Raw genomic sequence first — 13,676 nt, 5'->3', positions numbered from 1 at the left:
AACAAATGCGGTTCGGGACACGGCCGTGACGCCTCTAAACTGGGCGCGTGACCGAGAACGCTCAGCAGCAGCCACCAGCGCCCGACACCGAACTGCCGACCCAGTACGCGCCGGCCGATGTAGAGGGGCCGCTGTACGAGCGCTGGGTGGAGCGGGGGTACTTCGAGGCGGACGAGAAGAGCGACAAGCCGCCGTTCACCGTCGTCATCCCGCCGCCGAACGTCACGGGCAGCCTCCACCTGGGCCACGCCTTCGAGCACACGCTCATCGACGCCCTCACCCGCCGCAAGCGCATGCAGGGCCACGAGACGCTGTGGCAGCCCGGCATGGACCACGCCGGCATCGCCACGCAGAACGTGGTCGAGCGCGAACTGGCCAAGGAGGGCAAGTCCCGCCACGACCTGGGCCGCGAGGCGTTCGTCGAGCGCGTCTGGCAGTGGAAGGGCGAGTCCGGCGGCCAGATCAGCGGCCAGATGCGCCGCCTCGGTGACGGCGTCGCCTGGTCCCGTGAGCGCTTCACCATGGACGAGGGCCTCTCCCAGGCCGTCCAGACCATCTTCAAGCGGCTCTACGACGACGAGCTGATCTACCGCGCCGAGCGCATCATCAACTGGTGCCCGCGCTGTCTGACCGCGATCTCCGACATCGAGGTCGAGTACCAGGACGACGACGGCGAGCTGGTCTCGATGACGTACGGCGACGGGGACGACACCATCGTCGTCGCCACCACCCGTGCCGAGACGATGCTCGGCGACACGGCCGTCGCCGTCCACCCCGACGACGAGCGCTACAAGCACCTGGTCGGCAAGCTCATCAAGCTGCCGCTGACCGACCGCTCGATCCCCGTCGTCGCCGACGAGCACGTCGACCCGGAGTTCGGCACGGGCGCCGTCAAGGTCACCCCGGCCCACGACCCGAACGACTTCGAGATCGGCCGGCGCCACGACCTGCCCGCCATCACCGTCCTCGACGAGCACGCCGTCATCACCGCGCACGGCCCCTTCCAGGGTCTGGACCGCTTCGAGGCCCGTTCCGCCATCGTCGCGGCCCTGCGCGCCGAGGGCCGGATCGTCGCCGAGAAGCGGCCCTACGTCCACTCCGTGGGCCACTGCTCGCGCTGCAAGACCACGGTCGAGCCGCGCCTGTCCATGCAGTGGTGGGTCAAGGTCGGCCCGCTCGCGAAGGCCGCCGGTGACGCGGTCCGCGAGGGCAAGGTCAAGATCCACCCGCAGGAGATGGAGAAGCGGTACTTCGACTGGGTCGACAACCTCCACGACTGGTGCATCTCGCGGCAGTTGTGGTGGGGCCACCGCATCCCGGTCTGGTACGGGCCGAACGGCGAGACCGTCTGCGTCGGCCCCGGCGAGGAGCCGCCGTCCGGCGAGGGCTGGCACCAGGAGACCGACGTCCTGGACACCTGGTTCTCCTCCGGCCTGTGGCCGTTCTCCACGCTCGGCTGGCCCGAGCGGACCGAGTCGCTCGCGAAGTTCTACCCGAACTCCGTCCTGGTCACCGGCTACGACATCCTCTTCTTCTGGGTCGCCCGGATGATGATGTTCGGCCTGTACGCGATGGACGGCACCCCGCCGTTCCACACCATCGCCCTGCACGGCATGGTCCGCGACCAGTTCGGCAAGAAGATGTCGAAGTCCTTCGGCAACGCGGTCAACCCGCTGGACTGGATGGACAAGTACGGCTCCGACGCGCTCCGCTTCACCCTGGCGCGCGGCGCCAACCCGGGCGTCGACGTCCCGATCGGCGAGGACTGGGTCCAGGGCTCGCGCAACTTCGCCAACAAGATCTGGAACGCCACCCGCTTCGCGCTGATGAACGGCGCGACGGTGGAGGGCCCGCTGCCACAGCCGTCGGCGATGTCGGCGACCGACCGCTGGATCCTGTCCCGGCTCAACTCGGTCGTCGCCGAGGTCGACGCGTACTACGAGGACTTCCAGTTCGCCAAGCTGTCCGACGCGCTGTTCCACTTCGCCTGGGACGAGGTGTTCGACTGGTACGTCGAGCTGTCCAAGACCACCTTCCAGGCGGGCGGCGAGGCCGCCGAGGTCTCCAAGCGGGTCCTGGGCGAGGTCCTGGACGTGACGCTGCGGCTGCTGCACCCGGTCGTCCCGTTCGTCACCGAGACGCTGTGGACGACCCTCACCGGCGGCGAGTCGGTCGTCATCGCCGCCTGGCCGGCCGACAGCGGCTTCCGGGACGCGGACGCCGAGCGGGAGATCGAGACGCTCCAGGCGGTCATCACCGAGGTCCGCCGCTTCCGCGCCGACCAGGGCCTCCAGCCGGGCCAGCGGGTCCCGGCCCGGCTGACCCTGGACGGCACGGCGCTCGCCGCGCACGAGGCCGCCGTCCGCCAGTTGCTGCGGCTCCAGCCGGAGGGCGAGGCGTTCACCGCCACGGCCACCCTGCCGGTCGCCGGGGCCGAGGTCGCCCTCGACCTGTCGGGCACCATCGACGTCGCCGCCGAGCGCAAGCGGCTCGCCAAGGACCTGGCCGCCGCCGAGAAGGAGAAGGCCCAGGCGAACGGCAAGCTCGGCAACGAGGCGTTCCTGTCGAAGGCACCCGAAAAGGTGATCGACGGCATCCGCGCCCGGCTCGCCAAGGCCGAGGAGGACATCGCCCGCATCACCGCCCAGCTGGAGCGGCTGCCGCAGGCGTGACATCCCGTACACCCGAAGGCCCCGGAGTCCTCGAGACCCCGGGGCCTTCGGCCGTCCGTGACGTGAGGTGACGTGACGGGGCGGGGGCCTGACGGGGCGGCGCGGGGGCGGGGCGGGCCGGGACGCGGGTCTCCGTGGGGGAGCGGCCCCGAACCCCACCCCCTGAAAGCGGCCGCCCCGCCCCCGCCCCCGGCCTCGCGCACCCCCACGCCGAACCGGCGCCGCGCCTCGTCCCGGTGCTCCGTAGACTGAACCCGTGAGCGACCTCCCGCACGAGAACGACCGGCCCGACCCCCTCGACTCCTTCGACGAGATCATCGAGGCCGAGACCACCCGTGACCCCGATCTCGCGGTGATCGAGGCCGGCAGCCGCACCCTGCGCACCCAGGGCGGGCCGCCGCAGGCCGACGTGCCCGGCCGGCCCGAGGACCCCGAGGTCGACAAGGCGCTGCGGGAGGTCGAGGCCGAGCTGGCGACGCGCTGGGGCGAGACCAAGCTGGAGCCCTCGGTCAGCAGGATCGCCGCGCTGATGGACGTCCTGGGCGAGCCGCAGCGGTCGTACCCCTCGATCCACATCACCGGGACCAACGGCAAGACCTCCACCGCCCGCATGATCGAGGCGCTGCTCGGCGCGTTCGAGCTGCGCACCGGCCGCTACACCTCGCCGCACGTGCAGTCGGTGACCGAGCGGATCAGCCTGGACGGCGCGCCGGTCTCCGCGGAGCGGTTCGTCGAGACGTACCAGGACATCAAGCCGTACGTGGAGATGGTCGACGCCGCGCAGGAGTACCGGCTGTCGTTCTTCGAGGTGCTGACCGGCATGGCCTACGCGGCCTTCGCCGACGCGCCGGTGGACGTCGCCGTGGTCGAGGTGGGCATGGGCGGCACCTGGGACGCCACGAACGTCATCGACGCGGATGTCGCCGTCGTCACCCCGATCGGCCTGGACCACACCGACCGGCTCGGCTCGACCACCGGGGAGATCGCCGGGGAGAAGGCCGGGATCATCAAGCGGGACGCCACGGTGATCATGGCCCAGCAGCCGGTGGACGCGGCGCAGGTGCTGCTGAAGAAGGCCGTGGAGGTCAACGCCACGGTGGCCCGCGAGGGCCTGGAGTTCGGCGTCGTGGCGCGGCAGCCGGCCGTGGGCGGGCAGCTGCTGACGCTGCGCGGCCTGGGCGGCGAGTACCCGGAGGTGTACCTGCCGCTGCACGGCGCGCACCAGGCGCACAACGCGGCCGTGGCGCTCGCCGCCGTGGAGGCGTTCTTCGGCGTGGGCTCGCAGCGCGCCGAGTCGCTGGAGCCGGAGACCGTCCGCAAGGCGTTCGCCGCGGTCAGCTCGCCCGGCCGGATGGAGGTCGTGCGGCGCTCGCCGACCGTGGTGCTGGACGCCGCGCACAATCCGGCGGGCGCACAGGTCACGGCGGAGGCGGTGCAGGAGGCGTTCGACTTCAGCCGGCTGATCGGCGTGGTCGGCGCCAGCGCTGACAAGAACGTGCGCGGGCTGCTGGAGGCGTTCGAGCCGATCTTCGCGGAGGTCGTGGTCACGCAGAACTCCAGCCACCGCGCGATGGACGCCGACGAGCTGGCGGGGATCGCGGTGGAGGTGTTCGGCGAGGAGCGGGTCCAGGTGGAGCCGCGGCTGCCGGACGCGCTGGAGGCCGCGATCACGCTCGCCGAGGAGGAGGGCGAGTTCGCCGGCGGCGGTGTGCTGGTCACCGGTTCCGTCATCACCGTGGGTGAGGCCCGACTGCTCCTCGGGAGGGGCTGACTCTCGTGCGTACGCTGTGTTCCTCGACCCTGATCGGCGAGTTCTTCGTCATCGGTTTCGCCGCGCTGGTCGCGATGAAGGACCCGGACCTGTCCATGGGGACGGTGTGGACGGTCAGCGGCATCGCGATGGTGCTGTGCGTGCTGCTGTGCGGGATGCTGGGCCGGCCCGGCGGGGTGGCCCTCGGCTGGGCCCTCCAGATCGCACTGGTCGCGTCCGGCTTCGTGGTGCCGGTGATGTACTTCCTCGGCGCGGTGTTCGCGGGGCTGTGGTGGGCGTCGGTGCACTTCGGGCGGAAGATCGACGAGGCGAAGGCGAGATTCGCGGCGCGGGCCGCCGAGGCGGAGGCGGCTTCCGCGCCCGCCGCCTCGGCTGACGCTGTGTGACCGCGACCTTGTAGGGTCGTGCCACCGCACATCTGTACAGCAGAAGGAGTCCACCGTGACCCAGCGCACCCTCGTCCTCCTCAAGCCCGACGCGGTCCGTCGCGGCCTGACCGGCGAGATCATCAGCCGTATCGAGCGCAAGGCCGGCTGGCAGATCACCGCGCTGGAGCTGCGCACCCTGGACCAGGACACGCTGGAGCAGCACTACGGCGAGCACAAGGGCAAGCCTTTCTACGAGCCGCTGATGGTGTTCATGGCCTCGGGCCCGGTGGTCGCGATGATCGTCGAGGGCGAGCGGGTCATCGAGGGGGTGCGCGCCCTGGCCGGTCCGACCGACCCGATCGCCGCCGCGCCCGGTTCCATCCGCGGGGACTACGGTGTGATCGTGCGGGAGAACCTGATCCACGCCTCCGACTCCGAGGAGTCCGCCGAGCGCGAGGTGAAGATCTTCTTTCCCGGTCGTGGCTGAGACGTCGGAGCCGCTTTCTGACGTATCGTCAGTTCATCAGCCCGCCTGACCTGGGCGGCCGTGGACATGCGGCCGCCCATCGGCATACCCGAAGGCGATCGGGGGAACGCGTGCCCCCGATGGACCGTCTCCACAAGCGAGGCGGTACGCCATCTGCTGACAATGGCGAAGACCCTCGCGCGGTGTTCGTGCAGGCGCGTTTACGATGGAAGCCTTCACGTCACAGCACCCACCTCGCCGTACCTGAAATGCCCTCAAAAGCTCCCAGGGAAGGCCAGACGAATCCTGATGGGGAACTCAATGTCGTTCATCGGCCGTGACATGGCTGTCGACCTCGGGACCGCCAACACGCTGGTGTACGTCAGGGGTCGCGGGATCGTACTCAACGAGCCGTCCGTCGTCGCGATCAACACGAACACCGGTGGCATCCTCGCCGTCGGCGCCGAGGCGAAGAAGATGATCGGGCGCACGCCCGGCAACATCGTCGCCGTGCGCCCGCTCAAGGACGGCGTCATCGCGGACTTCGAGATCACCGAACGGATGCTCCGCTACTTCATCCTGAAGATCCACAAGCGGCGCTATCTGGCTCGTCCGCGGGTCGTGGTCTGCGTGCCCTCCGGCATCACCGGCGTCGAGCGGCGCGCTGTCATCGAGGCCTCCTCCCAGGCCGGCGCCCGCCAGGTGCACATCATCGAGGAGCCCATGGCCGCGGCCATCGGCTCCGGCCTGCCGGTCCACGAGGCCACGGGCAACATGGTGGTGGACATCGGCGGCGGCACCACGGAGGTCGCGGTCATCTCGCTCGGCGGCATCGTCACCGCCCAGTCCATCCGCGTCGCCGGCGACGAACTGGACAACGCGATCATCCAGTACGTCAAGAAGGAGTACAGCCTTCTGCTGGGCGAGCGCACGGCCGAGCAGATCAAGATCACGATCGGCTCCGCGTACGAACTCGACGCCGACGAGCACACCGAGATCCGCGGCCGGGACCTGGTCTCCGGCCTGCCCAAGACCGTCGTCATCTCGGCCGCCGAGGTGCGCAAGGCGATCGAGGAACCGGTCAACGCGATCGTCGACGCGGTCAAGACGACCCTCGACAAGTGCCCGCCGGAGCTGTCCGGCGACATCATGGACCGGGGCATCGTGCTGACCGGCGGCGGCGCCCTGCTGCGCGGCCTGGACGAGCGGCTGCGCCGGGAGACCGGCATGCCGATCCATATCGCCGAGGACCCGCTGGACAGCGTGGCGCTCGGCTCCGGGAAGTGCGTCGAGGAGTTCGAGGCGCTTCAGCAGGTGCTGGACGCCCAGCCGCGCCGATGACACGACGTTTCGATTCCGCCGTACGAGATGATCTCCTCTCGTACGGCGGATCGTTGATATAGAGGCATAAGCTCCCACAAACGGCCCCCGAGGGTGTGCGCTTTCCCACCGGCGCTCACCGGGGGCCACCCGAATTCCTACGAGGAAGGGCACGGCCGCCGCACGTGAGGGACACGAAAGAGAGCCGGCTGCTCCTGGTGCTGCTGATCGCCGTGGCGTTCGCGCTGATCACGGTCGATATCCGCGGCGGGGAGAATTCCCCGGTGGACGGCGCCCGACGCGGCGCCGCCACCGTCTTCGGCCCGATCGAGAACGGCGTGTCGGGCGCGGTGGACCCGGTCGGCGACGCGGTCTCCGCGGTCCGCGACTCCGGCGGCCGCCACGACCGGCTCGCCGCGCTGGAGAAGGAGAACGCGGCGCTCAAGGCCAAGCTCGGCAGCGACGACCGCAACCGCAGCCGCCTGAGCCAGCTCGACAAGATGCTCAAGCTCGCCGGCCAGGGCCAGTACGGCATCAAGGGCGCCCAGGTCATCGCCATAGGAGCCGCGCAGGGCTTCTCCTGGACCATCACCATCGACGCCGGCGCCGACGACGGCATCCGGCGCGACATGACCGTCCTCAACGGCGACGGCCTGGTCGGCCGCGTCACCACCGTCGGCCCCGGCACGTCGACCGTGCTGCTCGCCAACGACCCCGACTTCACCGTCGGCACCCGCATGGAGGGCACCGACGAACTCGGCTTCGCCTCCGGCCAGGGCGACCGCCCGATGCGCGTGCAACTCCTCAACGGCAAGGCGGAGGTGAAGAAGGGCGACCGGCTGATCACCTTCGGCTCCCAGGCCGACAAGCCGTTCGTGCCCGGCGTCCCGGTCGGCGTCGTCTCCCGCGTCGACCCCTCCGGCGGCGACCTGACCCGCACCGTCTACGTCACGCCGTACGTCGGCTTCACCAAGCTCGACGTCATCGGTGTCGTCGTCCAGGCCCCGAAGAAGGACCCGCGCGACACGGTCCTGCCGGCCAAGCCCAAGCCGGCCCCGACGCCCACCGTGACGGTCACGGTCACCCCGACCGGCGGCGCGAACGACACGTCCGGCCGCTCCGGGGACGGCGCGGGCCTGCCCGACACCCGGGGCACCGGGGCGCGCGACAGCCAGGGCACCGGGGAGCCCGATCCGCAGTCCACCGACGACCAGCAGCCGTAGGAGCGAGAAAAGTCCCCATGCGTCTCAACCGGATCCTGCTCTCCACCGTGCTGGTCGTCGTCGCCCTGGTGATCCAGGTGAGCGTCCTGGCCCGGCTGCACCTGCCCGGCGCCGTGCCCGACCTGCTGCTGCTCACCGTGCTCGGCCTGGCCATGGTCTACGGGCACGTCGGCGGCTGCCTGGTCGGCTTCGGCGCCGGACTCCTCGCCGACCTCGCCCCGCCCGCCGACCACGCCGCCGGCCGCTACGCCCTCGTGCTCTGTGTCATCGGCTATCTGGCCGGGCTCATCAAGCCCGAGACCGGCCAGGTCAAGTCGGCCACCGGCCCGATGGCCGTGGTGGTCGCCGCCGCCCTCGGCTCCACCCTGCTGTACGCCGGTGTCGGCGCCCTCGTCGGCGACACCGCCGCCCGCCACGTCGGCCTGCCCGGACTGCTGATCAGCGCCGCCGTCTACGACCTGCTGCTCGCCCCGTTCGTGGTGCCCGGCATCATGGCGCTGGCCCGGCGCGCCGAGAACGACCCGCTCGCCGAGGCCGGTTCCGCCGCCAAGAAGGCCGACATCTCCTCCGGCTGGCTCTCCTCGGGCACCGGACTGCGCATCGGCGGCCAGCGCGGCGCGCTCGGCTCACTGAAGACCAAGGCCCGCTCCCGCTCCACCCGGGTCGGCCGCATCAAGGGGGTCAAGCGCCTGTGACAGGCCCGCACGCACACGACTCGTCCGGACACTGAGAGGGGGAGGCAGCACCAGTGACCAACATTCCCGAGACCGGTCGGACCCCACGCGTCCAGACCCGGCTCATCGTCCTCCAGATCCTCGTCCTCTCCCTGCTCGGCACCCTCGGCGGCCGGCTGTGGTACCTCCAGATCCGCGAGGGCGCGCAGTACCAGAAGGAGGCGTCGGGCAACCACGTCCAGCAGGTCGTCCAGCCCGCCGTGCGCGGCTCGATCCTGGACGCGCGCGGTGTCCCGCTCGCCGACAACGAGACCCGGCTCGTGGTCTCCGCCTCCCGCACCGACCTGCTCAGGCAGAAGGACGACGGCAAGGCGGTCCTCGCCAAGCTCGCCGGGGTCCTCGGCATGGACCCGCAGGAGATCCAGCAGAAGGTCCGGCTCTGCGACGCCAAGACGCCGCAGCCCTGCTGGAACGGCTCGCCCTACCAGCCCATCCCGCTCACCGACGAGGCCACCCCCAAGCAGGCCCTCCAGATCCGCGAGCGCGCCGAGGACTTCCCCGGCATCACCGCCGAGCCCGAGGCCGTGCGCCGCTACGCGGGCCCCGGCAAGTCCAACACCGCGCAGGTCCTCGGCTACCTCTCACCGGTCACCGACGACGAGATCCAGCAGGCCAAGGACACCTCCTCGCCCTATCTGCGCTCCGACATGGTCGGCCGCTCCGGTCTGGAGCGCCAGTACGACAAGGAGCTGCGCGGCAAGGCCGGCGTCACCCGCTACGAGGTCGACAACCTCGGCCGCGTCATCGGCAAGGCCAAGTCGGACGCCGCCCAGCCCGGCTCCAACCTGGTCACCAGCATCGACGCCCGGGTCCAGCGGGTCGCCGAGTACGAGCTGGACAAGGCGATGAAGGCTGCCCGCCAGCAGTACGACAGCATCACCGGCACCAACTACAAGGCCGACTCCGGCGCCGTCGTCGTGATGGAGGCCAAGACCGGCCGGATCGTCTCCATGGCGTCCGCGCCGACGTACGACCCGAACGTCTGGGTCGGCGGCATCTCCGCCAAGGACTACGCGAAGCTCACCGGCAAGAACTCCGACTACCCGCTGCTGAACCGTGCCATACAGGGTCAGTCCGCGCCCGGTTCGACCTTCAAGGTGGTCTCCACGGCCGCCGCGGTCGAGGCCGGCTACGACTTCAACGGCAACTACCCCTGCACCAGCTCGTACTCGGTCGGCGGCCAGGTCTTCAAGAACTTCGAGGGCGAGAACTTCGGCAACATCTCCCTGGGCCGGGCCCTGGAGGTCTCCTGCGACACCGTCTTCTACGGCCTCGCGGACAACGAGTGGAAGAAGGACGGGGGCATCAACCCGAAGAAGGGCCAGCCCAAGGACTACTTCTTCAAGGCCGCCCACCAGTTCGGCCTGGGTAAGGAGACCGGCCTCGACCTGCCCAACGAGGTCACCGGCCGCGTCCCCGACCGCCAGTGGAAGCAGAAGTACTGGGCGGCCAACAAGGACGCCTGGTGCAAGTCCGGCAAGAAGAACGGCAGCTACGTCGAGAAGATCGCCTACGAGAACTGCCTCGAAGGCAACAAGATGCGCGAGGGTGACGCGATCAACTACTCCATCGGCCAGGGCGACACCCTGCTGACGCCGATCCAGGAGGCCGTCATCTACGGTGCCATCTCCAACGGCGGCACCATGTACACCCCGACCATCGGCAAGGCCGTGGTCAGCCCCGACGGCAAGCACGTCACCGAGATCAAGCCCAGGTCCCACGGCAGGCTGCCCATCACCAAGGCCACCCGCGACATGATGGACCAGGCACTCGCAGGCGTCGCCACCCGCGGTACCGCCGCCTGGAAGTTCAACGGCTGGCCGCAGGACAAGTTCCCGCTGCACGCCAAGACCGGTACCGCCGAGGTCTACGGCAAGCAGACCACGTCCTGGCTCGCCACCTACAGCAAGGACTACACGGTCATCATGACCATCGCCCAGGCCGGTACCGGCTCCGGCGCCTCCGGCGAGGCCGTGCGCAACATCTACAGCGCCCTGTACGGCGTGCAGGCCGACGGGTCCGTCGACAACAAGAAGGCCCTGCTGCCCACCCCGATGAAGGGCCTGCCGAAGATCCAGGCCGACGGCACCATCCCCGCCCCGAAGATCAACGGCGACCCCGCCAAGGACCAGGAGAAGGTCGCCAAGGAGGTCGCCCAGCAGGGCACCACCACCGCCCCGGACGGCGACCAGGACACCCCGGCGACCACCAACAACACGGGGGCGGGCAACCGCGACACCCGAAGGCGCCCGCGCAGGCGCCCGCAGCGCGGAGGAAGGCGGAGGACGACCGCATGACCGGCGCGAACAACTTCTCCGTCTCCGGGTACGGACCCGAGCGGGCCGGCTGGACCCGGCTGCTCGCCCGCGACTCGGTCACCCGCCGCCTGGACTGGCCGATACTGCTGTCGGCGCTCGCCCTCTCCGGGATCGGCTCCCTCCTGGTCTTCTCGGCCACCCGCAACCGCACCGAGATCAACCAGGGCGACCCGTACTACTTCCTGCTCCGGCACCTGATGAACACCGGCATCGGGCTCGCCCTGATGATCGGCATCATCTGGCTCGGCCACCGCACCCTGCGCACCGCCGTGCCGATCCTCTACGGCGCCTCGGTCTTCGGCATCCTGCTGGTGCTCACCCCGCTCGGCTCCACCGTCAACGGCGCGCACTCCTGGATCGTCCTCGGCGGCGGCTTCTCCATCCAGCCCTCCGAGTTCGTGAAGATCACGATCATCCTGGGGATGGCGATGATGCTCGCCGCCCGGGTGGACGCGGGCGACAAGGAGCACCCCGACCACCGCACCGTCCTCCAGGCCCTGGGCCTGGCCTCGGTCCCCATCCTGATCGTCCTGCTCATGCCGGACCTCGGCTCGGTCATGGTCATGGTGGTGATCATCCTGGGGGCGCTGCTCGCCTCCGGCGCCTCCAACCGCTGGACCCTGGGCCTCGTGGCCACCGGCACGCTCGGCGCCGTCGCGGTCTGGCAGCTGCACATCCTCGACGAGTACCAGATCAACCGGTTCGCGGCCTTCGCCAACCCCAGCCTCGACCCGGCCGGCGTCGGCTACAACACCAACCAGGCCCGAATCGCCATCGGCTCCGGCGGACTGACCGGCTCGGGCCTCTTCCACGGCTCCCAGACCACCGGCCAGTTCGTGCCCGAGCAGCAGACCGACTTCGTCTTCACCGTCGCGGGGGAGGAGCTGGGCTTCGCGGGCGCCGGGCTGATCATCGTGCTGCTCGGGGTCGTCCTGTGGCGTGCCTGCCGCATCGCCCGCGAGACCACCGAGCTGTACGGCACCGTCGTCGCCGCCGGGATCGTCGCCTGGTTCGCCTTCCAGGCGTTCGAGAACATCGGCATGACACTGGGCATCATGCCGGTCACCGGCCTGCCCCTGCCGTTCGTCTCCTACGGAGGCTCGTCCATGTTCGCGGTCTGGGCGGCGGTCGGACTGCTCCAGTCGATCAGAGTGCAGCGGCCCATGTCGGCGTAGCGCACGCCTCCTGCGCACCGGATCCGTGCGCAGGAGGCGCCCCCGGCGGCGCGGACCACTACATTCGGTGCATGGCGGCCGTCCGGCGCGAGATCGAGCGGAAGTACGAGTCCGGTACAGGCCGACTGCCGGACCTCACCGGCGTCGGCCCGGTCGCCGCCGTCGCCGACCGGGGCACCATGGCCCTCGACGCCGCCCACTACGACACCGCCGACGCACGCCTGGCCGCCGCCGGACTCACCCTGCGCCGCCGCACCGGCGGCACCGACGCGGGCTGGCACCTGAAGATCCCGGCCGCCCCCGGCGTACGCGACGAGATCCAGGCCCCGCTGTCCGACGAGGTGCCGCCCGCCCTGGCCGCCCTGCTGCGCTCCCGGGTCCGCGGCGCCGCGCTGCGCCCCGTGCTCCGGCTGCGCTCCACCCGCGCCGTCCGCCACCTGCTCGACGCCCGCGGCACGCTGCTGGCCGAGCTGAGCGTGGACACCGTACGGGCCGACCGGCCGGCCGACACCGCCGACGACCGCGGGAGCCACGGCGGTCGCGCCGCCACGGCCCGCTGGACCGAGATCGAGGTGGAACTCGCCGAGGGCGGCGACCCCGCCCTCCTCGATCTGCTGGACGACCGGCTGCGCGCGGCGGGCGTACGGCGCTCGGCCGCCCCCTCCAAGGCCGCCCGCGCCCTGGCGGAGACCGCCCCGCCCGGCCACCGCCCGCTGCCCGGACCGCCCGCCCCGCCGGTCACCGCGGGCGACCACGTCCTCGCCCGGCTGCGCGCCCAGCGCGATGCCGTCGTCGCCCTCGACCCGGCGGTCCGCCGCGACCTGCCCGACTCCGTGCACCGCATGCGCGTCGCCACCCGACGGCTGCGCAGCGCCCTGCGCAGCCACGGCCGGGTCCTGGACCGCGCCGCCACCGCCCCGCTCGCCGCCGAACTGAAGTGGCTCGCCGGGGAACTCGGCCTCGACCGCGACCACGAGGTCCTCGCCGAACGCCTCACCGCCGCCCTCGACGCCCTCCCCGAGACCCTGGTGACCGGGCCGGTCCGCACCCGGCTGCGGCTGTGGTCCGCGAGCCGCCGCGCGGGCGCCCGCAGCCGGGTGCTGGCCGTCCTGGACGGCGGCCGGTACCTGGCCCTGCTCGACGCGCTGGACGCGCTGACCGCCCGGCCGCCGCTGCGGCCCGCGGCCGGCGGCGACCCGGCCGAGGTGCTGGGCCGGGCCCTCGGCGAGGAACACGCCCGGCTGGCCGCCGCCCTCGACCGGGCGCTCGCCCTGCCGCCCGGACCCGCCCGCGACCTCGCCCTGCACGAGGCCCGCAAGCAGGCCAAGCGCACCCGGTACGCGGCCGAGACCGCCGCCGGGGCCCTCGGCGCGGCGGCCGGGCCGCCGGGCGCGGACGCCAAGGCCCTCCAGACGCTGCTCGGCGACCACCAGGACGGCGTGCTGGCCCGCCGCGCCCTGCGCGAGCTGGCCGGGCAGGCGCAGGCGGCCCGGGAGAGCTCCTTCACCTACGGGCTGCTGTACGGGCGCGAGGAGCACCGCGCGGCCGTGCTGGAGGCGGAACTCCCCCGGCTGCGGGCGGGGCTGCGGCCGTTCGGTACGGGCCGCGGAGCGGGTTAGGCTAGATGGT

10 protein-coding genes are annotated in these 13,676 nt (G+C 71.4%); all 10 read left to right on the top strand.

What is annotated here, in order from left to right:
• The first annotated feature begins 47 nt into the window (after positions 1-47).
• The 10 genes from B086_RS0133555 (at position 48) to B086_RS0133510 (ending at position 13,666) form a co-directional block, all read left to right on the top strand.
• Entirely contained in the window at positions 48-2,672 is a 2,625-nt protein-coding gene (locus tag B086_RS0133555) for a valine--tRNA ligase (protein WP_018570821.1), read from the top strand.
• Positions 2,673-2,928: 256 nt separating this feature from the next.
• Positions 2,929-4,443, top strand: a complete 1,515-nt coding sequence (gene folC / locus B086_RS0133550) for a bifunctional tetrahydrofolate synthase/dihydrofolate synthase (protein ID WP_018570820.1) — start codon at positions 2,929-2,931, stop codon at positions 4,441-4,443.
• Between the two features lie 5 nt (positions 4,444-4,448).
• Positions 4,449-4,829 (top strand): DUF4233 domain-containing protein, encoded by a 381-nt coding sequence (locus B086_RS0133545; protein ID WP_018570819.1) that lies wholly within the window; start codon positions 4,449-4,451, stop codon positions 4,827-4,829.
• Between the two features lie 55 nt (positions 4,830-4,884).
• Positions 4,885-5,298: a nucleoside-diphosphate kinase gene (gene ndk, locus B086_RS0133540; protein WP_018570818.1), complete on the top strand. Its 414-nt coding sequence runs from the start codon at positions 4,885-4,887 to the stop codon at positions 5,296-5,298.
• Between the two features lie 300 nt (positions 5,299-5,598).
• Positions 5,599-6,618, top strand: coding sequence for a rod shape-determining protein (locus B086_RS0133535; protein ID WP_018570817.1), 1,020 nt, complete (start codon positions 5,599-5,601; stop codon positions 6,616-6,618).
• A 164-nt stretch (positions 6,619-6,782) separates the two neighbouring features.
• Positions 6,783-7,820 carry a rod shape-determining protein MreC gene (gene mreC, locus B086_RS0133530; protein WP_018570816.1) on the top strand — a complete coding sequence of 346 codons (1,038 nt, stop codon included), beginning with the start codon at positions 6,783-6,785 and terminating at the stop codon, positions 7,818-7,820.
• A 17-nt stretch (positions 7,821-7,837) separates the two neighbouring features.
• Positions 7,838-8,515, top strand: coding sequence for a rod shape-determining protein MreD (mreD, locus tag B086_RS0133525; RefSeq protein ID WP_018570815.1), 678 nt, complete (start codon positions 7,838-7,840; stop codon positions 8,513-8,515).
• 53 nt (positions 8,516-8,568) lie between these two features.
• A complete protein-coding gene (gene mrdA, locus B086_RS0133520; RefSeq protein ID WP_018570814.1) occupies positions 8,569-10,851 on the top strand; it encodes a penicillin-binding protein 2 in 2,283 nt (760 codons plus the stop codon).
• Positions 10,848-12,047 carry a rod shape-determining protein RodA gene (rodA, locus tag B086_RS0133515; RefSeq protein ID WP_018570813.1) on the top strand — a complete coding sequence of 400 codons (1,200 nt, stop codon included), beginning with the start codon at positions 10,848-10,850 and terminating at the stop codon, positions 12,045-12,047. Before mrdA ends, rodA begins: the two co-directional genes overlap by 4 nt.
• Positions 12,048-12,118: 71 nt before the next feature.
• Positions 12,119-13,666 carry a CYTH and CHAD domain-containing protein gene (locus tag B086_RS0133510; protein WP_018570812.1) on the top strand — a complete coding sequence of 516 codons (1,548 nt, stop codon included), beginning with the start codon at positions 12,119-12,121 and terminating at the stop codon, positions 13,664-13,666.
• The last annotated feature ends 10 nt before the right edge of the window (positions 13,667-13,676 follow it).

This window comes from Streptomyces sp. PsTaAH-124, assembly GCF_000373685.1.
Taxonomy (GTDB): Bacteria; Actinomycetota; Actinomycetes; order Streptomycetales; family Streptomycetaceae; genus Streptomyces; species Streptomyces andamanensis.
This window is presented reverse-complemented; position numbering and strand designations above follow the sequence as displayed.